At 73.6% G+C, this 18,770-nt stretch carries 16 protein-coding genes and 1 pseudogene; 11 read left to right on the forward strand and 6 right to left on the reverse strand.

What is annotated here, in order from left to right; translation table 11 throughout:
- Positions 1-545 (reverse strand): transposase (locus RB146_11055; GenBank protein MDQ7829509.1); only part of this gene is annotated, 545 nt, incomplete at its 3' end.
- Positions 546-851: 306 nt separating this feature from the next.
- Here RB146_11055 and dnaG point away from each other — a divergent pair.
- Positions 852-2,690, forward strand: a complete 1,839-nt coding sequence (gene dnaG, locus RB146_11060; GenBank protein MDQ7829510.1) for a DNA primase — start codon at positions 852-854, stop codon at positions 2,688-2,690.
- Entirely contained in the window at positions 2,677-3,780 is a 1,104-nt protein-coding gene (gene rpoD, locus RB146_11065) for an RNA polymerase sigma factor RpoD (GenBank protein ID MDQ7829511.1), read from the forward strand. The genes dnaG and rpoD overlap by 14 nt, the downstream gene beginning before the upstream one ends.
- 134 nt (positions 3,781-3,914) lie before the next feature.
- Here the strand turns inward: rpoD and RB146_11070 are convergent, their stop codons facing one another.
- Together RB146_11070 and RB146_11075 are read right to left on the reverse strand one after the other, a co-directional pair.
- Entirely contained in the window at positions 3,915-4,502 is a 588-nt protein-coding gene (locus RB146_11070) for a hypothetical protein (protein MDQ7829512.1), read from the reverse strand.
- 7 nt (positions 4,503-4,509) lie between these two features.
- On the reverse strand, positions 4,510-4,989 hold the full coding sequence (locus tag RB146_11075; protein ID MDQ7829513.1) for a hypothetical protein: 480 nt from the start codon (positions 4,987-4,989) through the stop codon (positions 4,510-4,512).
- A 1,740-nt stretch (positions 4,990-6,729) separates the two neighbouring features.
- On the opposite strand from RB146_11075, the gene ahcY reads away from it, so the two are divergent.
- Together ahcY and RB146_11085 are read left to right on the forward strand one after the other, a co-directional pair.
- Positions 6,730-7,983 (forward strand): adenosylhomocysteinase, encoded by a 1,254-nt coding sequence (gene ahcY / locus RB146_11080; protein ID MDQ7829514.1) that lies wholly within the window; start codon positions 6,730-6,732, stop codon positions 7,981-7,983.
- A 53-nt stretch (positions 7,984-8,036) separates the two neighbouring features.
- Positions 8,037-8,909, forward strand: coding sequence for a ComF family protein (locus RB146_11085; GenBank protein MDQ7829515.1), 873 nt, complete (start codon positions 8,037-8,039; stop codon positions 8,907-8,909).
- On the opposite strand, the gene RB146_11090 is transcribed toward RB146_11085, so the two are convergent.
- Positions 8,803-9,798, reverse strand: a complete 996-nt coding sequence (locus RB146_11090) for a dihydrodipicolinate reductase (protein ID MDQ7829516.1) — start codon at positions 9,796-9,798, stop codon at positions 8,803-8,805. The genes RB146_11085 and RB146_11090 overlap by 107 nt on opposite strands.
- 101 nt (positions 9,799-9,899) lie before the next feature.
- On the opposite strand from RB146_11090, the gene RB146_11095 reads away from it, so the two are divergent.
- The 3 genes from RB146_11095 to RB146_11105 all read left to right on the forward strand — a co-directional run bounded on the left by RB146_11095 (position 9,900) and on the right by RB146_11105 (position 12,736).
- A complete protein-coding gene (locus RB146_11095; protein ID MDQ7829517.1) occupies positions 9,900-11,087 on the forward strand; it encodes a pyridoxal phosphate-dependent aminotransferase in 1,188 nt (395 codons plus the stop codon).
- Positions 11,088-11,385: 298 nt separating this feature from the next.
- On the forward strand, positions 11,386-11,778 hold the full coding sequence (locus RB146_11100; protein ID MDQ7829518.1) for a hypothetical protein: 393 nt from the start codon (positions 11,386-11,388) through the stop codon (positions 11,776-11,778).
- Positions 11,779-11,857: 79 nt separating this feature from the next.
- The gene (locus RB146_11105) at positions 11,858-12,736 is read left to right on the forward strand and encodes an MBL fold metallo-hydrolase (protein ID MDQ7829519.1); all 879 of its coding nucleotides are present in this window, start codon (positions 11,858-11,860) and stop codon (positions 12,734-12,736) included.
- Positions 12,737-12,856: 120 nt separating this feature from the next.
- Here RB146_11105 and RB146_11110 read toward each other — a convergent pair.
- Positions 12,857-13,552, reverse strand: a pseudogene (locus RB146_11110) (nucleotidyltransferase family protein).
- Positions 13,553-13,980: 428 nt separating this feature from the next.
- Positions 13,981-15,069, reverse strand: a complete 1,089-nt coding sequence (locus tag RB146_11115) for a CBS domain-containing protein (protein ID MDQ7829520.1) — start codon at positions 15,067-15,069, stop codon at positions 13,981-13,983.
- Between the two features lie 238 nt (positions 15,070-15,307).
- On the opposite strand from RB146_11115, the gene RB146_11120 reads away from it, so the two are divergent.
- From RB146_11120 to RB146_11135, 4 genes are read left to right on the forward strand one after another with little or no spacing between them, the layout of a single operon-like run.
- On the forward strand, positions 15,308-16,159 hold the full coding sequence (locus RB146_11120; GenBank protein ID MDQ7829521.1) for an IclR family transcriptional regulator: 852 nt from the start codon (positions 15,308-15,310) through the stop codon (positions 16,157-16,159).
- Positions 16,156-17,397: an aconitase/3-isopropylmalate dehydratase large subunit family protein gene (locus RB146_11125; protein MDQ7829522.1), complete on the forward strand. Its 1,242-nt coding sequence runs from the start codon at positions 16,156-16,158 to the stop codon at positions 17,395-17,397. The genes RB146_11120 and RB146_11125 overlap by 4 nt, the downstream gene beginning before the upstream one ends.
- Entirely contained in the window at positions 17,397-17,900 is a 504-nt protein-coding gene (locus tag RB146_11130; protein ID MDQ7829523.1) for a 3-isopropylmalate dehydratase, read from the forward strand. The genes RB146_11125 and RB146_11130 overlap by 1 nt, the downstream gene beginning before the upstream one ends.
- Complete coding sequence (locus RB146_11135; GenBank protein MDQ7829524.1) at positions 17,897-18,769, forward strand: oxaloacetate decarboxylase; 873 nt, start codon at positions 17,897-17,899, stop codon at positions 18,767-18,769. Before RB146_11130 ends, RB146_11135 begins: the two co-directional genes overlap by 4 nt.
- The last annotated feature ends 1 nt before the right edge of the window (position 18,770 follow it).

Below are 18,770 nucleotides of genomic sequence, written 5' to 3' on the forward strand. Positions count from 1 at the left end.
CGGAAGAGGCGCGCCGCCAGGTGCGCGCTGCGCAACTGTCGGCGGATCGGCTGCGGGAACCGGTAGAAGGTCAGGCAGAGCCCGATCTCGGTGCGGAAGGTCTGCGCCGCCCACTCCCCTACAGCGGACCAGCGCGCCACCCACCTCTCGTACCGGGCGAGCGCCTCCGCCCGGGACGGAGCCCGGAAGATCGCCCGGGCCTCGGCCAGGCACCGGCCGCGGTGGCGTGGGGAGACGGCGCGGCGCATAGCCAGGAGGCGGTGGGGGAGGCTGAACTGGACCAGGGCTCCGGGCAGCTCGGCCTGGATCGCCCGCACCACCGCCCGGTCGCCGTCACAGCACACCAGGCGGAGCCCCCGCAGACGCCCGGAGGCCTTCACCGCCCGCAGCACCGCCCGCCACCCGTCCTCCAGGTTCCCGCGCGGGCGGTCGGCCAGGAGTGGTACCGGCGTCCCGTCGGCCGTGAGCGCGGCGGCACACAGCAGCACCTGACGCCCCGACCGGTCCAGGGCGAGCCGGTCCAGGAAGAGGTAGGTGAGGTCCACCAGGAGGTTGTGCCCGTCTCGCGGGAACTTTAGACGAAGGTTCGGAGAGGGCGCGGGGAGGGTGGGGGGCGCCGAGGGGGCAACCTCCGGCAAAGCCGCGGCCCGGGCAAGCCGCGGCCCCTGTAGCCGCCCCGGGCATGCCGCGGCCCGGGCATAAAGGGTGGGGCCACAGGCGTTGATGCCATTGGGAGGTCGGACCGGCAGGAGGGTCCTTCCGGGAACGCGAAGCCGAGGTGGCGGTCGGCAGCCGGGGGAAAGGGCGGGCACCCACCGCCCTTTCCGGCTGTTCTCCGCCGGGAGTGGAGGATGCGTCCCCCAGGGGCAGGGATCACGGAGGAGATCCGCCAGCGGGTCGACCTGCTGGAGGTGGTCTCCGCCCACGTCACCCTGAAGCGGGCGGGGCGGCAGTACAAGGGGCTGTGCCCCTTCCACGCCGAGAAGACCCCCTCCTTCCACGTCGACCCGGAGCGGGGGCTGTGGTACTGCTTCGGCTGTCACCTGGGCGGGACGGTCTTCGACTTCGTCATGCGCATGGAGGGGCTGACCTTCCCGGAGGCCCTGGAGGCGCTGGCGACCCGCGCCGGTGTGACGCTGCCGCGGCCGGCCGAGGAGCGGGAGGCCCGCTCGGAGCGGGAGACGATGCTGCGCGCCCTGGACGCCGCGGCGGGCTTCTTCCGGGCCGAGCTGGAGGGGGCGCGGGGGCGGGTGGCCCGTGCCTACCTGGCGCAACGCGGGGTGGACGAGGAGACGGCACGCCGCTTCGGCCTGGGGTACGCCCCGGCGGCGTGGGACGCGCTGCTCGGGGCGCTGCGGGCGCGCGGCTTCGCCGTCGAGCTACTGGAGCGGCTGGGGCTCGTGCAGGCGCGCGAGGGGGGGCCCGGACGCGGGCACTACGACATGTTCCGCCACCGCCTCATCTTCCCCATCCACGACCTGCAGGGGCGGGTGGTGGGGTTCGGCGGGCGGGCGCTGGACGACGCGGTGCCGAAGTACCTGAACTCCCGCGAGTCGCCGGCGTTTAACAAGGGGCGGCTGCTCTACGGGCTGCCGCAGGCGCGGGAGGCGATCCGGGAGGTCGGCGAGGCGGTCGTGGTCGAAGGCTACATGGACGTGCTGGCCTGCCACCAGTTCGGGGTGCGGAACGCCGTGGCCACGCTGGGGACGGCGCTCACGGTGGACCATGTCCGCCTGCTGCGGCGGGTGGCCCCACGCGTGGTCCTGGTCTACGACGCGGACGCGCCCGGTCTGGCGGCCACGGAGCGCGGGCTCGGGCTTTTCGAAGAGGCCGAGGTGGCCGCCCGGGTGGCGGTGCTCCCCGAGGGCGATCCCGACGCCTTCCTGCGCCGGGCGGGTGCGGACAAGTTCCGGACGCTCGTGGATCAGGCCCTGCCAATGTTCGAGTTCCGGTTCGAGCAGGCGCTGGGCCGCCATGACACGCACACGGTAGAAGGAAGGGTGGCCCTGGCCGACGAAATGCTGGCTGTCATTGCGTCTGTTGCCAATCCCGTCCGCCAGTCCGAATACGTCCGGATGGTGGCGGAACGCGCCGGCCTGGCCGAGGCGGCGTTGCGCCAGCGCCTGGCGGCCGGGCCGCGCCGGGGCAACTCCGGCCGCCCCGCGCCGCCCCCGGTCCTCGAGCCCGCGTCGGGACGCGAGCGGGCCGAGCACGACCTGGTCTGGCTGATGGTGCACGACCTGCAGGCCCGCGCCGCGGTGCGGCGGCACCTGCAGGCGGCGGATTTCGAGCATCCCCGGTACGCCAAGCTGGCGCGCGTCCTGCTGGAGAGCGACGAGGCGGCCGAGGCCCTGTGCGATCGGGTCGACGCGGAGGCGGTCGCCGACCTGACGCGCCTGCTGTTTAGGCCGGTGGACCTGGCGGAAAAGGTCAGGGAGCGGGTGCTGACGGACTGCGTCCGGCTGCTGCAGGCCGAACGGCTGCGCGCCGCGCAGGACCGGGTCAGCCGCGAGCTCGCCGCCGCCGAGCGGGCGGGCGATGTCGGGCGATTGCGACAGCTGCAGGCGGAGGTCCTGCGGCTGCAGCTGGCGGTGCGGCGCCTGCGTGCGGGCACCGCCGAGGGGGCTCCCCGGAAGGGGGGTGATGGCGATGGCGAAGCGGAAGGAACCGGTGCCGATGGTGACCACTGACGAGACGGAGCCGCAGCGCGAGGCGACGCCGCTGGCGGCTGCGCTGCGCCCGCTCATCGACCTGGGGCGCCAGCGGGGCTACGTCACCCACGACGAGATCCTGGAGCGCTTCCCGGAGGCGGAGCAGAACGTCGAGGAGATCGACCGCATCTACTCTCTGCTCACCGAGCAGGGCGTCGAGATCGTCGACGAGGCCAAGGAGGAGGAGAAGCCCGAGGAGCTCGAGGAGGACCTGGAGGGCGTCAGCATCGACGACCCGGTCCGGATGTACCTGAAGGAGATCGGGAAGGTCCCGCTGCTGACGCCCGAGCAGGAGGTCGACCTGGCCCAGCGCATGGAGAAGGGCGACGAGGAGGCCAAGCGGCGCCTCATCGAGGCCAACCTGCGCCTGGTCGTCTCCATCGCCAAGAAGTACGTGGGCCGCGGCATGCTCTTCCTCGACCTCATCCAGGAGGGCAACCTGGGGCTCATCCGCGCCGTCGAGAAGTTCGACTGGCGCAAGGGGTTCAAGTTCAGCACCTACGCCACCTGGTGGATCCGGCAGGCGATCACGCGGGCGCTGGCCGACCAGGCCCGCACCATCCGCATCCCGGTGCACATGGTGGAGACGATCAACAAGCTCGTCCGCGTCTCCCGGCAGCTCCTGCAGGAGCTGGGGCGCGAGCCCACGCCGGAGGAGATCGGCGAGGCGATGAAGGGCCCGGACGGCAAGCCCCTCTCGCCCGAGCGGGTGCGCGAGATCATGAAGATCGCCCAGGAGCCGATCTCGCTGGAGACGCCCATCGGGGAGGAGGAGGACAGCCACCTGGGCGACTTCATCGAGGACCACGACGCCCTGGCCCCGGCGGAGGCGGCCTCCTTCACCATGCTCAAGGAGCAGCTGGAGGGGGTGCTGGAGACCCTCACACCGCGCGAGCGGAAGGTGCTGCGGCTGCGCTTCGGCCTGGACGACGGGCGGCCGCGCACGCTGGAGGAGGTCGGCCGGGAGTTTGGGGTCACGCGCGAGCGCATCCGCCAGATCGAGGCGAAGGCGCTGCGCAAGCTCCGCCACCCCAGCCGCAGCAAGCGGCTGAAGGACTTCATCGAGTAGCCGCCCCGCGGGCCACGGCGGCGGGTGCGGTCGACCCTGCACGCCCGCCGGGATCGTCCCGGCGGGCGTGCTCCTCGTCCGCAACCGGGGATCGCCCGCGGCGGGCCGCCGTCCTGCGGGGGATCACCCTCGCGTCATCGCCCGCCCGTCGCCGCCAGCCCGGCCACCAGGCCGCACCACACGGTCGGCGGGACGGCCGCAGCGAACCAGACCGTGACCGGATGGCCGGCGACGAGGAGGTGGACCGCCACCCCGCCGCCGGCCCCCGGGCAGCGCGCCGCCGGTCCTGACGCGTAGAGGGCCGCCCGGCACCCCGGCTGCGCCCGCTGCGCCGTCAGCCACGCTGTCGGATTGTCGACCCGTCCCGGGACCTCGAGGCGGGCCACAACAGCCGCCGCAGCACGAAAGCGCAGCGTCCGCCCCTCCACCTGGACCGTCCACGTGGGGGGATACGCAAGCCGCAGGCCCAGGGCCGGCAGATCCAGGCGCCGCCATCCTGCAGCAGGCCCGTCTTCCAGCCGGCAGGGCCGGGAGAGGCGAGGAAGTGGGGGGAGGTCCGGTCCTGCCGGTGCCGCTCCCACGGGGCGCGCGGAGAGCCCGGTCCCCGCCGGTGCCACCCCCATGGGGAGCGCGGAGAGGCCGGGCCCGGCCGGCCCTGCCCAGAGGGGAGGGCAGCGGGCCAGGGCCAGCAGCGCCGCCATCACGAGGCCCGTCTTCCGCATGTCCTCCTCAGGGCTGGGCGAAGAAGACGGTGGGGATCAGGTTCACCGCCCCGTTGTTCCGCCCGTCCGCCCAGGTGATGAGGGCCCGGTCCTTCACCGCCCGCACGTCGATGTAGTCACCGAAGTTGGGGATGATGCTGTTGAGCGGTGTGGCCCGGCACCAGTTGGTGGTCCGGGTGGTCACGCGGGCCGGGGAGCTCCAGGTCTGCCCCCCGTCGAGCGAGCGCACCAGGAAGACGTCCACCAGCGAGCTCACCCGGCTCTGGCGCAGGATCGGGTTGTCCAGCGGACCTCCCACTCGCACCGAGCACTCCAGGTCGTTGGGGTCCTTCGTCACGTTCACCTCGCGGCTCTGATAGTAGACGACCGTGGCCACGCCCCGCCCGTCGACCGCCACCGCCGGCCAGAACTGGATGCGCCGGTCGGCCCGCCGGTGCAGCGGGATGGGGGCGCTCCAGTGCTCCCCCTGGTCGTCGGAGAAGATCACGTAGACGTCGGTGTCCTGCCCGAAGGGTGCCGTCCCGGCGGCGGCCCGGCAGTCCTGGTAGGTGACGAGGATCCGCCCGGCGTGCTTGCCCGTCCGGATGACGTCGATGCGCGGGAAGTCGTTGGTGACGGTGCGGTTGTAGCCGGCCGGCGGGTTGAGCGCCCCGGAGCAGAGGGAGACCAGCGTCCGCCGCGACCCGAAGCTCTGCCCCTGGTCCAGCGAGCGGCGGAAGGCGATGGTGGCCCGCGGCAGCCCACTGGGTCCCCCCGCCCAGGAGCGGCGCGAACCAGCCGCGCTCCCAGACGATGTACAGCTCCCCGCTGGGGCCTACCGCGGGGGCGGAGCCCTGGTTCACGATGCCGTCCTGGCCGCAGGTCGGATCCTTGGGATCCGTGACGAAGGCCTCGTCCGGCTGGACGATCCGCCGGCTCCAGGTCGTCCCTCCGTCGAGGGAGCGGTAGAGTTCGATCTGCCCGAAGCCGAAGAACGGCTGGCGGCACAGCTCGATGAAGTTGGTCACGGTCACGTAGACGGCGCTCCCGTCGGCGGTCATGGCCTCCTTGTCGAGGAAGTCGTCGGGGTAGTTGGGCGACTGGAGGAGGACGGCGTCCGTCCAGGCGAAGCCCTTGCCGCTGAAGCGCCCCCGGTGGACGCTCACGCCCGCCGGCGGACCCGCCGGGTCCTGGTCCTCCCACACCGCCAAATTGCTGAAGTAGAGGGTCGTCTCCCCCTTCCCGGTTCCTGCGGCGGCCAGCCAGGGGTCGCCGCGCGTGACGTAGCGCCCGGTGGCACTCTGCCCGCGCCTCCCGGGACCCAGCGCGACCACCGAGCCGGGTGGGGGAGCCCCGGCGTCGGTCCAGCTCGCCCCGCCGTTGGTGGAGACGCCAAAGCCCGACAGCCCCAGGGCCGGTGGGGGGCCGAAGGGGGCGAAGGCGAACCCCTCGCCGTCGTTCCAGCCGGCGACGAGCTTCTGCCCGTCGGGGGTCGACGCCAGTGTGGTCTCGCTCGCCCCCACGCGCAGGGAGTCGCCGGGGCGCTGGCGCTTGCTGACCTGGACGTTGGTTACGGTCTCGGCCTCCTCCGTCGGGGCGTTCCCCACCCTGGCCTGCCCGGCGGCCGTAGGGGAGCCCTCGCCGGGATCCGGGGGCACTGGCGACATCCGGACCAGCCGCTTCAACTCCCGCGAGCTGGGGGCGGTCGACTGGCCGTAGCCCAGCGCCACGACCAGGACGACGAGGAGACCGGCCATGCTCACCACGGCAAACCCTCTGCGGGTGCGCCAGCGCATTGCTTTCCCCTCCCGGCAGTCCGCGCGTCGGCCCCACAGGGCTCCCCGACCGGAGGCGCTTCCCGCCGGTGCAGGCCCGCAGGTCGACCGCGCGCTGGATGATGGGTGGTTCCCGGGAAGATTGCGGGGGGTCCAGAGCTCTTCCTTCCACCGTTTGGAGGAGCTCGAACCGGTGACGGGAACAGGCAGGGGGCAGGACCCGTGCTGTCCGCGGGCCGGGCCAGACCGCCCCGCGGGGCGTGTTGATTCAGTTGACCCGGAGTCGCAGCACATCGATGAGGCAATGCCCCGGCCTCGCTTGGATGCACTGTGAGGCAATGCGGCGTTTGACACGGCTCCGCGGAGTGTGGGACGATGCATCGTTACGTCGAGCCGGGAGCGTCTGGCCGGCCGGGGCATCAGGCCGGGAGTGGTCCGTGTGAGGGGCGGTGGCTGCCGTGGAACCGGTGGGGATGGCCTTTGACGTACGAGACCTGGCCCTGACCGCCGCCGGCCGGGCCCGGCTGGCCTGGGCGGAGCGGGAGATGCCCGTGCTGGCCCGCCTCCGCCAGCGCTTCGCCCGCGAGCGCCCTCTGGCCGGCATCCGCATCGCCGCCTGCCTCCACGTCACCACCGAGACCGGGATCCTCATGCGGACGCTGGTCGCCGGCGGAGCCACGGTCCGGCTGTGCGCCAGCAACCCGCTCTCGACGCAGGACGACGTGGCCGCCGCGCTGGTGGAGGAGCAGATCCCCGTCTTCGCCATCAAGGGGGAGGACCGCGACACCTACTACCGCCACATCGGCCAGGCTCTGGACATTCGCCCCCACGTGACGATGGACGACGGGGCCGACCTCGTCTCCACCATCCACAGCGCTCGCACCGAGCTCCTGGCGGAGGTCATCGGCGGCACGGAGGAGACCACCACCGGCGTGGTCCGCCTGCGGGCAATGGCGCGCGACGGCGTCCTGCGTTACCCCATTATCGCCGTGAACGACGCCCGGACGAAGCGCCTCTTCGACAACCGCTACGGGACCGGCCAGTCCACCATCGACGGCATCCTCCGCGCCACCAACCTCCTGCTGGCCGGGCGGGTCGTCGTCGTCTGCGGCTACGGGCCCGTCGGCCGGGGCGTGGCGATGCGGGCGCGGGGGATGGGGGCCCGGGTGATCGTCACCGAGGTGGACCCGCTGCCGGCGCTGGAAGCGGTGATGGAAGGCTACCAGGTCATGCCTTTGCTGGAGGCGGCCGCGCTGGGGGACCTCTTCATCACCGCCACCGGCAACCGCGACGTCATCCGGCGGGAGCACTTCGAGCGGATGAAGGACGGGGTCATCCTGGGAAACAGCGGGCACTTCAACGTGGAGATCGACGTCGCCGCCCTGGCGGATCTGGCCCGCAGCCGGCGGACGGTGCGCCCTTACGTGGAGGAGTTCCTCCTCCAGGACGGCCGTCGCCTCTACCTGCTGGCGGAAGGGCGTCTAGTCAACCTGGCGACCGCGGAGGGGCACCCCGCGGCGGTCATGGACATGAGCTTCGCCAACCAGGCCCTGGCCGTGGAGTACCTGGTGCGGGAAGGCCGCGGGCTGCGCCCCGACGTCTACCCGGTCCCGCAGGCGCTCGACGACCAGGTGGCCGCCCTCAAGCTCGCGGCCATGGGCGTGGCGATCGATACCCTCACCCCCGAGCAGCAGCGCTACCTGAGCTCCTGGGAAGAGGGCACCTGAGCCGCGCCGTCGACCCCCCCTGAAATTTCCGCGCCGCTGCCGATGAGCAGGATGTGGCGGACCCTGGGCGGGGATGGGGCGGAGGGGGCCGGGCTGGCCGTGGATGGGCCGGGCGATGGGCCGGGCGTGAGTGGGCGCTCGGTGTACTCGGCGGCCTCTCCGCGCTCCTCTTTCCCCCGCGGTGTGCAGGCTGCCACCGGCCCGGCCCGGTGGGCCTGTGCGCGGACTGTCTGCGGGGCCTGGCGGGGATCGCGGTCCCCCTCTGCGGTCGGTGTGGCGTCCCGGTGCTGGACGGTCGCGCGACCGGCGGTCGTCTCTGCGTCCGGTGCCTCCTCCACCCGCCGCCCTTCCGGACCGTGCGGGCGCTGGGGCTCTTCCAGGGTCATCTGCGCCGGGCCGTCCACCGCTTCAAGTTCGCTGCGGCGGTGGACGTTGGCCGTGCCCTGGGCCGGCAGCTGGGGGAGGCGCTCGCCCGGGAGGGGGTGGTCGCCGCCCGGGCGGTGCTGGTCCCGGTCCCCGCCCACCCGGACGCCCTGCGCGCACGGGGCTACCATCCGGCGGCGATCCTGGCGCGCGCCGTGGCGGAGGTCCTGCGCCTCCCGCTCCTGGAGGAGGCGCTCAGGCGAATCCGGGCGGGCCCTCCGCAACGCGGTCTGGGGTATGCCGACCGGGTGCGCAACGTGCGTCACGCCTTTGCCTCCACGCCGCTGGCGTCGTCGGTAGGGTGTCGGCCCGTCTGGCTCGTGGACGACGTCATGACGAGCGGCGCGACGGCGGCGGCCTGTGCCGAGCTGCTGCTCGCCACAGGCGCAGCATCCGTCAGCGTGGCTGTGGTCGCCCGTGCGGTCCTCCCACCGACGGCGACGTCAGGTGGAGGAGCGGCAGGCGCGCCACCGAGCACAGGCCCGCGGGGGCCTCCAGGATGAGCGGGAGGGCATTCGCGACGATGGCCCAGGTGGCCACGTCACCGTGGATGCCCCCCGCCACCTCCAGCTGAAGCATGGGGTGCCCATAGAGAGTAACGGCATCGCGGCCGGGAAGCCCGACGGCCATCTGCAGGTCGAGCCAAAGGGAAGGGGCCTCCGGGACGTCACCCGGGCGCCGGCCCCACACCACCTGATGGACGCCCGTGACCAGCCCGTCCGGGCCCACCAGCGGGGCGATCTCCTCCCCCAGATCGGTGAGGTCCCATCCCAGCGCGTCTGCGATCATGGCGGCGGACTCGGGGAGGCCGACGTGTCCCAGGCGGCCTTCCCGCACCCCCGCCGCGAAAGCGGCCGGAGTGAGGCCCACACCCACTTTGTGCTGGAGCTGCTCCCGGCGGCGGCCCACGTCCACCCGGCGCTCCACCACGACCCGGTCGACCCGCTCGCAGGGAGCGGTCAGGAGCAGGGGCAGGGCGTCCATGGCGAACCCCGGGTTCACCCCCAGGCCGACGACGGTGATCCCCCGGCGGCGCGCCAGCGCGTCCAGCCGGCGGGCGACCTCGGGGTACCTGCGCCAGGGGAAGGCCAACTCCTCGCAGGTCGAGGTGACGTGGAGGCCGGCTTCCACCAGCGTCTCCAGCTGCGGCAACACGGCGAGCAACCGCGACCCGGTGGAGTGGACGGCGACCTGTGCGCCGGCCCGGAGGGCGTCGGCGGGGTCGGCCGTCACCTCGACCCCGAGCGGCGGTCCGTCGAGCAGGGTGCCCAGGTCCCGGCCGACCTTGGCCGGGTCGATGTCGACCGCGCCGACGATCTGGTGACCCCGCTCGAGGAGGACCCGGGCGATGCCCAGGCCGATCGGCCCAAGCCCGTAGTGGATGACCCTCATGCGCGGAATTCTACCAGCGCGCGGTCCTCCCGGGGTGGGGGCGGAGGGAGGGATGCCCCGGCAGTCGAAACCCGCACAGGACACCCAAGGAGGCGAGGCACGTGGAGGCACGGTTGGCCGAGCGGATGGCCCTGCTGGGGACGGAGACGGCGTTCGAGGTGCTGGCCCGGGCCAAGGAGCTGGAACGCCAGGGCCGGCACATCGTTCACCTCGAGGTCGGCGAGCCCGACTTCGACACCCCCGCGCACATCAAGGACGCGGCGGTCCGCGCCCTGCAGGAGGGCTACACCCACTACACGCCCACGGCAGGCCTGTGGGAGGCGCGTGAGGTGGTGGCCGAGTACGTGGCCCGCACGCGCCGCATCCCCGTCCAGCCCCAGGAGGTCGTCCTCACCACCGGCGCCAAACCGGTGATGTTCTTCGCCATGCTCATGCTGGTCGAGCCCGGCGACGAGGTGGTCGTGCCGAACCCGGGCTACCCCATCTACGAGTCGATGGCGCGCTTCGCCGGCGGGGCGGTGAAGCCGCTGCCGCTGCGCGAGCGCAACGACTTCCGCGTCGACCCCGAGGAGCTGCGCAGCCTGCTGTCGCCGCGGACGCGCCTGGTCGTCCTCAACTCCCCCCACAACCCGTGCGGCTCCGTCCTCACCGCCGACGACCTGACGGCGATCGCCGAGGCGGTGCAGCGGACGAATGCCTGGGTCCTCAGCGACGAGATCTACGGGCGCATCACCTACGGGGTGGAAGCCCCGAGCATCGCCAGCCTGCCGGGGATGCAGGAGCGCACCATCATCCTGGACGGGTTCTCCAAGACCTACGCCATGACGGGGTGGCGGCTGGGGTACGGCGTGATGCCGGCAGCGCTGGCCGAGCGCATGACGCAGCTGGCCACCAACGCCACCTCCTGCCCGGCGGCTTTCACCCAGGTGGCCGGGATGGAGGCGCTGCGCGGCCCGCAGGACGCCGTCGACCGCATGGTGGCGGAGTTCCGCCGTCGGCGCGACCACATCGTCCAAGGCCTGAACGCCATCGAGGGCATCACCTGCCGGACCCCCCTGGGGGCGTTCTACGTCTTCCCCAACGTCACGGGCGTCGACGTCGACAGCCAGCGCTTCGCCAGCTTCCTCCTCAACGAGATGGGGGTCGCAGTACTCGCCGGGACTGCCTTCGGGAGCTCCGGGCAGGGCTACCTGCGGCTCTCCTACGCCGCCTCCATCGCCGCCATCGACGAGGGGCTGCAGCGGATCGCCGAGGGGGTGCGCCGCTACCGCACGGTAGCCCGGGCCTGAGGTGTGCGGGGCTGGTGGCGCGCCGGACGACCCGCCGAGCAGAGAAGGGGACCCCGCCGGGCGTGGGTCGGGACGGGGTCCCCGGCAACGTGGTCGCCGGACCGGACTTGCTGGGGGGCGAGCAACCACGCGACCGTCGCAGCTCGGTGCGCCCCCCGGGTGGGGAGGTAGGCCCGCCGGTCCACGGACGGTTTTCCCCCGCTCCCGGCAGGTTAAACACGCCCGCGCCCGGCAGGTCGAGCACGCCGTCTGCCTCCTCCCGCCCCGGACCCGCCGCCATGGGGACCGGCCCGGGGCGATGAAGCAGTACCCGATCGAGCTCATCCTGATGCGCCAGCTGGCGGGCTACCTAGCCGTGCCAGTCTTCCTGGTGGACGCCGAGGGCACGCTCCTCTTCTACAACGAACCGGCCGAGGCACTGCTGGGCCGTCGCTTCGACGAAGCGGGCGAGATGCCGCTGGAACACTGGGCGACCGCGTTTCACCCTACCGACGAGCGTGGCCGGCCCCTCTCCCCCGCGGAGCTCCCGCTGGTCGTCGCCCTGCGAGAGCGCCGGCCTATGCAGCGGGCCTTTTGGATCGAAGGTCTCGACGGCGTCAGGCGGCGGCTGGAGGTCGTGGCCCTGCCGCTGGTGGGGCAGGGGGACCGCTTCCTCGGCGGGATGGCGGCGTTCTGGGAGTCGGGCCCGTGAGCCAGCCTGCCCCCGGCGGGAACGGGCGCCGGGCCGGGCACCGGGGCCTGCGCCCGGCAGCGGCAGCAGGGGCTGAGGCATGAGGGTCACGGTGTGGGGCACTCGCGGGTCGCTGCCCAGCGCCGGACCGGAGACGGTGCGGTACGGCGGCAACACCGCCTGCGTGGAGGTCCGGGGGCGCGCCGGCACGGTCCTCATCCTGGACGCCGGGACGGGACTGCGGCGGCTCGGCGCGGCGTTGCCCGGCGACCTGCCGCGCGTGGACATCCTGCTCACCCACCTGCACCTGGACCACCTGCAGGGGCTGGGGTTCTTCCCGCCGCTCTTCCGCGAGGGGACAGCGGTGCACATTTGGGGCCCGCCCTCCACGACCCAGGACCTGCGGACGCGGCTCGCCCGCTACCTCTCCCCGCCGCTCTTCCCCATGCCGCTGCGCGACGTGCCCGGGCAGCTCGTCCTGCACGACCTGCCGCTCGCGCCGTTCGCACTCGGCGAGTTCGAGGTCGACGCGGACCTCGTCTGCCATCCGGGGCCCACGGCGGGCCTGCGCATCGCCGAGGACGGGGCGGTGCTCGCCTACCTCCCCGACCACGAGCCGGCGCTGTGCGCGCGCCGCTTCCCCGACGAGCCCGCGTGGACCTCGGGGTACGCGGTGGCGGCGGGCGCCGACCTGCTCATCCACGACGCGCAGTACACGCCCGACGAGTACGCCCGGCACGTCGGGTGGGGGCACAGCGCCTTTCCGCACGCGCTGGCCTTCGCCCGCCTGGCCGGCGTGCGCCGGCTGATGACGTTCCACCACGACCCCGCGCACGCCGACGACCTACTCGACGCCCTGATGGCCACAGCGCCCCGCGACCTCCCCTTCGAGCTCCTCCCCGGGCGGGAAGGGACGACGGTGGAGGTGGGGCCGCGCGTCGGGGCGGACGGCCAGGGCGAGGCGCCGCGCCAGGCCTGAGGGGCGGCACAGCGGGACGGCGGGCGTTGCCAGCGCCAGGGTCAGAGCGGCCAGACGGGCCGCCCGCGAGGGCTGCAACCTGTGCAGCGCGCCCTGGGGAATGGCCGCGCCGAGCAGCCCGCGCGCCCGCGCAAGGGCCAGCCACACCGGGTCGACCGCGCCCCACCGGCGGGCCCGCTCCACCAGGACCGTCCAGTCCGGCGCTTCCAGCCGCACGGCCCGCTCGATGTCCTTCAGCCAGATGAGGCGCCATCCCCCGTGGAGGCCGGCGTGGAGGGCCAGGTGCAGGACGGCGTCGGTGACCTCCAGCACGGGACACGCCACCTCGCCTGATGTCACCCGTCGCCGCCGCGCCAGCACCCTCGCCACCGGGATGCGGTACCAGGCACGGGCCTGCGGGCGGTGCACCAGGTCCCAGTGCAGGTCGAGGATCGTGCCGCCCGGCAGTTGCCATGCCTCCTGCCCGGGCTCGTCCGCGGTGGCCATCGGCCGGGGTGGACGTCCTGCCGTCCGGGGAGCGGTCCCGTCCCCCCTGGTCGGGGGAGCGGGCCGGTGCGCTGCCGGTGACGGGGCGCGCTCCCGGAGCGGTCGTGCCCCGAGCCGGGCCAGGCGGTCACGGACGAGCGTACGCATCTCGGGGCCGATGAGGATGTCCAGGTCGCCGTAGAGGCGGAGGGGGAAGGGGGCCGCTTCGCTGTCCCGGTCCGGGACACCCGGGACGGTGGGGTGGGAGCAGGCGAACGCCAGCGCGCCGGAAGGCGCAGGGACCCGCAGGTGGTGGAGCCGTGCTGCCGCCGGACCCTGAGCACCACCCAGGGGACGCCCTCGGCGTCCAGCACGGCGGCGAGGCGGACCAGGTCGTCCCCGACGCGGCGCGTCAGGGTCCGGCCCTCCTCCAGGACAGGGACGAGCGCCGCGAGCGTACGCGGACCGGAGGCGAACCGCCCCAGCAGCGCGGCCAGGTAGCCGCCCACGCCGTGCAGCAGAGCGGCCTCGGACAGGGGAGCCAGGTGGTCGGCGCGGTCGAGGTCGTGCGCGCTCGGGCGGAGGCGCGGGTGTGGGGTGGCAGGCCCGCCCGCGTCAGGTGCCGGCCCTGAGGCGGGTGCAGCGCCGTCGAGGCGTGCCGGCGGGCCGCCCGGCGGGGCGCCGACAGCGGCGAGGAGCAGGCGGCCGGTGCGGGAGAGACGGAGCATGGACGGCGCAGGACGCAGCGGGCGCCGTGCACACACCCGCCGGCGCCGGGGTCAGTCCCCGCCGCCCCGCTGCTCGAGGGCGCGCACGATGTCAGTATCGCTCACGACCCCGATGACCGAACCCTCCTGCACGACCGGGAGCTGGCGGACCCCGGCGCGCCGCATCCGCCCCGCCGCCTCCCACAGGGAGAGCTCGGGGGAGAGCGCCTCCTCCCAGGTCTGGAAGGGTCCGGCCGGCGGGCGCATCACGTCGGCGACGATGTAGGCCGTCGGCCAGCGCGGCCGGCGGTGTCCCTGCCAGCGGCGCGCCTCCACCGCCGCCAGGATGTCGCTGTCGCTGACGATCCCCAGGATCTCGCCGGGGGCCTCGGGCCGGGCCACCGGGAAGCGCCGCACGCCCGCCTCGGCCATCCGGGCCGAGCACGCCTCGATGGTGGCTCCGGGCTCGATGGTGCGCACCGGGGCAGACATCACCGCACCGACGCGCACGTGGGCGGTGTCCCGCTCCGCGGCCACCAGTTTGAGGACGATGTCCCGCTTGGTGAGGATCCCCTGCGCCGCCGGGCCATCTTCCGTCACCAGCAGGCTGCTCACGCCGGCGGCCACCATCTTGCGCACCGCCTCGGCCACGGTGGCGTCAGGACCGATGGTCAGCACGGGACTCGACATGACGTCGGCGACGGTGCGGACCGTCCCGGTGCGGGAGACCCGCTCCTCCGCCCGCGCCTTGCGCACGCGGCGGACGTGCTCCCACTCCTGCTGCGGGGCCAGCGCGGTGAAGAGGTCGGTGTCGCTGACGAGCCCCACGATCTCGCCGCCCTCCACGACGGGGAGGCGGCGGACGCCCACCTGGCCCATCACCCCCGCCGCCTGGGCCACCGTCCAGGCCGGGCGGGCGGTGACGAGCCGCCAGGTCATGATCTCGTGCAGGTGCACCTGGGTCGGGTCGAGGTCGTCGCGCACCACCTTGGTGAGGATGTCGCGCGCGGTGACGATGCCGTACTCGCTGAGGCCGGGGAGCGGGGGGACGAGGACGCTGCTGATGCCCCGGGCCTTCATCGCCTCGAGGGCGTCGGCGACGGTGGCGTCGGCGGGAACCATGACGGGACGACGGGTCATCACGTCGGCGACGGTGAGCATGGGGGTCCTCCCGGACACGGCGGTAACCGGCATTGTCATTCTACCCCGCTCTAGGAGTGGCGCCCTGCGGGTGGAGGAGAGGCAGGGCGGCCGGGGGTGGCGGACGGGGCGGGGCGGTGAGCAGGAGGAGAAGGGGAGCCGGCTTTGGAAGGAAGTAAAGCAGAACGTTGTTCCATATCATGGAACACACCACTCCTCCTGGGCAGGGGCGCAGGCGGGTCCAGGCGGTTGAACGGCACTGGACCTCCTCCTGGCGTTCGTCGAGGACGGTCCGGAGCTGGGGATCACCGACCTCAGCCGGCGCCTCGCGTTGCCCAAGGCGACCGTCCACCGTCTTGTCGAGGCGCTGGTCGCCCGCGACCTGCTGCGCCGCGACCCGCACACCGCGCGCTATGGCCTGGGCCTGATGGCATTTCGCCTCGGCAGCGCCTTCCTGCGCGCGCTGGACGTCCGCCAGGCCGCACTGCCTGTCATGCAAGCCCTGGCACGCCAGACCGGGGAGACGGTCAACCTGAACATCGTGCAGAGTGGACACCGGGTCTGCATCGAGAAGGTGGAAAGCGTCCAGGACGTCCGCCACTTCGTCGAGTTGGGTCGGCCGCTGCCGCTCTTCGCCGGGGCCTCGGGGAAGGTCTTGCTGGCGCACCTCGATCCGCCGGCGGTGGAGGCGGTGCTCCGGCAGCAGGTGCGGCCGCTGACGGCGCGCACGGTGACCGACCGGGGGCGGATCCGGGAGGAGCTGGCCCGCATCCGCCAGCGCGGGTACGCCGTCAGTGCCGGTGAGCGGGTCGACGGTGCCTCCGCCGTGAGCGCCCCCGTCCGCAACGCCCAGGGCGAGGTGGTGGCGGGGCTAACCGTCTCGGGCCCGAGCTACCGGTTCACCCCCGGGCGTGTGCGAACGCTGATCCCCATGGTCCTCGAGGCCGCCGCCGCGATCTCGAGGAGCGTGGGCTACCTGCCCGGTCCGGCCGATCGCTCGACGGCGACGGAGGTCGGACAGGCCCCCCGGAGGCTTTCCAGGCGCGGGCGTGTCCCCACGCCGCGACGGGCGGGAGGCCGGCGGACGGTGAGAGAGGCGGCACCGCAATGACGGTGACCGAACGGATCATCGCCCGGGCCGCCGGGCGCCCAACCGTGGCGCCCGGGGACGAGGTATGGGCAACGGTCGACCTGGCGGTGATGCATGACTCGTCGGGCCCGCGCCGCATCGCCCCGATCCTCGAGCGTCTGGGCGGCCGGCTGTGGGACCCCCAGCGCGTCGTCCTGGCCATCGACCACTTCACCCCGGCGGCGACGCTCACCCACGCGGAGATCGTGGGGTTCACGCGCGCGTGGGCCCGCGCCCGGGCGCTGCCCTACTTCTTCGACGCGGAGGGGGTCATGCACAACCTCTTGCTCGAAGAGGGCCTGGCCCGGCCCGGGATGCTCATCGTGGGTGCCGACTCGCACACCTGCACCGCGGGGGCCGTGGGCGCCGTGGCGGTCGGCGTTGGAGCCACGGAACTGGCCACCGTGCTGGTGACCGGGGAGGTGTGGTTGCGCGTCCCCCCCACGGTGCTCATCCGCTTCGACGGGGCGGTGCCTCCCTACCTGACCGCGCGCGACCTGGCCATGGCCGTCCTGCGGTCGCTGCGGGCGGACTTTGCCATCTACCGGGCGGTGGAGTACGTGGGGGAGGCCGTCGCGGGGCTGGGGGTGGACGAGCGCGCGGTGCTCACGAACCAGGCCATCGAGATGGGGGCGAAGAACGGGATCATCGCCCCACCACCCGATGCCGGAGCCGGGGCCGACGGGACCACTCCCGGCGCCGTGGACCTCAGCCCCTCGCCTCCGGAGGCGTGCGAAGCGGTTCACGTCTTCCCCGTGGCTGACCTGCCTCCGCTGGTGGCCGTCCCGCCTGCCGTCGACCAGGTGCACCCGGTCGCGGCGCTGGAAGGGACCAGGCTCGACCGCGCCTACATCGGCTCCTGTGCGGGGGGCAAAGCGGAGGATTTGCGCCTGGCGGCGCGCGTGCTCCGGGGGCGGCGGTCGCGCCTGCCCCTCGTCGTGACGCCCGCCACCCAGCGCGTGGTGCGGGCCTGCCTGGCCGATGGGACGCTGCAGGCGCTGGTCGATGCCGGCGCGGTCGTGCAGGCACCGGGGTGCGGAGCCTGTGCCGGCCTGCACTCGGGACTCCTCGGGCCGGGGGAACGATGCGTCGCGACCGTCACGCGCAACACGCCGGGCCGTATGGGGCACCGGACGGCCGAGATCTACCTCGCCTCGCCCCTCACGGTGGCCGCCTCGGCGCTGACCGGCCGGCTCACCGACCCGCGGGAGGTGCTGTAGTGGACGTGCTGGAGGGGACCGCCTGGGTCTTCGGCGACCACGTGACGACAGACGACATCTACCCCGGCCGGTATCTCGAACGGCCCCTCGACGAGGCCGGGCGCTACGCCATGAGCGGACTGGACGAGCACTTCGCCGCGCGGGTGCGCCGCGGCGACTTCGTGGTGGCCGGGGTGAACTTCGGGGCGGGGAGCAGTCGGGAGGCGGCCGTGGTGGCCCTCCGGGAGGCGGGCGTGTCCGCGGTGATCGCCCGGTCCTTCGGCCGGATCTTCTTCCGAAACGCCATCAACAACGGCCTGCCGGCGGTCATCGTCCCCGATACCTCGGGGATCCAGGCGGGTGACCGCCTGCGGGTCGACCTCAACGCCCGTCAGGTCACGGTCCTGCGCACCGGGGTGACGCTTCCCATCGTGAACCTCACGGGGATCTCGCTGGCCATCCTGCGCGCCGGAGGCATTGTCCCGTTCACTGAGGCCCGCCTGGCCGGGAGGCGACGGGCATGACACCGGCCGCGGGACTCCGGGCCCGCCTGGCGACCGGGCCGATCCTGGTGGCGCCGGGCGCCCCGGACGCGCTTACGGCCCGCATCGTCGAGCGGACGGGGTTCGAGGCGGTCTACTTCACGGGGGCGGGCTTCGCCTACACCCACCTCGGGGCGCCCGACCTGGGCCTCGTCACTCTGACCGAGACCGCCTGGCGGGTCGGCACGATCGTCGAGGCCACCGCCCTTCCGGTCATTGTCGACGCCGACGACGGGTATGGGGGGCCGTTCAACGTCAGGCGGACGGTGCGATTGTTGGAGGCGGCCGGCGCGGCAGCGGTGCAGCTGGAGGACCAGGTGGCGCCCAAGCGATGCGGGCACCTGGCCGGCCAGCGGGTCGTGCCCCCGGACGTCATGGTCGGCAAGCTCAAGGCGGCGGTGGATGCACGGCGGGACCCGGCCCTGGTCGTGATCGCCCGGACGGACGCGCGCGCCGTGGAGGGGCTGGACGCTGCCCTGGAGCGGGCGCACCGCTACCGGGAGGCCGGGGCCGACCTGCTCTTCGTGGAGGCCCCGCGCACCCGGGAGGAGCTGGCGCGCATCGCCCGCGAGCTGCCGCCCCCGGTGATGGCCAACATGGTCGAGGGAGGCCGGACGCCCCTCCTGTCGGCCCCGGAGCTGGACGCCCTCGGATTCCGGCTGGTGATCTTCCCCGGGGCCGCGGTACGCGCGGCCGCGTTGGTGGTGACGCGCCTGATGGAGCGACTGCGGCAGGACGGCTCGACGGCGGCCATGGTGGACGCCATGCTCTCTTTCGACCAGCTCAACGCCCTGCTGGACCTCCCGCACTTTCAGGAGCAGGAGCGGCGATACGTGCTCGAGGAGGCCTGAG

The sequence above is a fragment of the Armatimonadota bacterium genome, from assembly GCA_031081585.1.
Classification (GTDB): domain Bacteria; phylum Sysuimicrobiota; class Sysuimicrobiia; order Sysuimicrobiales; family Humicultoraceae; genus Geohabitans; species Geohabitans tengchongensis.

Excerpts from the sequence above, each read along its gene's own strand:
- RB146_11090 (MDQ7829516.1), bottom strand. The coding sequence starts at position 9,798 with ATGAGGGTCATCCACTACGGGCTTGGGCCGATCGGCCTGGGCATCGCC.
- ahcY (MDQ7829514.1), top strand. The coding sequence starts at position 6,730 with ATGGCCTTTGACGTACGAGACCTGGCCCTGACCGCCGCCGGCCGGGCC.
- RB146_11105 (MDQ7829519.1), top strand. The coding sequence starts at position 11,858 with ATGAGGGTCACGGTGTGGGGCACTCGCGGGTCGCTGCCCAGCGCCGGA.
- RB146_11125 (MDQ7829522.1), top strand. The coding sequence starts at position 16,156 with ATGACGGTGACCGAACGGATCATCGCCCGGGCCGCCGGGCGCCCAACC.
- RB146_11070 (MDQ7829512.1), bottom strand. The coding sequence starts at position 4,502 with ATGCGGAAGACGGGCCTCGTGATGGCGGCGCTGCTGGCCCTGGCCCGC.
- dnaG (MDQ7829510.1), top strand. The coding sequence starts at position 852 with ATGCGTCCCCCAGGGGCAGGGATCACGGAGGAGATCCGCCAGCGGGTC.
- RB146_11100 (MDQ7829518.1), top strand. The coding sequence starts at position 11,386 with ATGAAGCAGTACCCGATCGAGCTCATCCTGATGCGCCAGCTGGCGGGC.
- RB146_11135 (MDQ7829524.1), top strand. The coding sequence starts at position 17,897 with ATGACACCGGCCGCGGGACTCCGGGCCCGCCTGGCGACCGGGCCGATC.
- RB146_11115 (MDQ7829520.1), bottom strand. The coding sequence starts at position 15,069 with ATGCTCACCGTCGCCGACGTGATGACCCGTCGTCCCGTCATGGTTCCC.
- rpoD (MDQ7829511.1), top strand. The coding sequence starts at position 2,677 with ATGGTGACCACTGACGAGACGGAGCCGCAGCGCGAGGCGACGCCGCTG.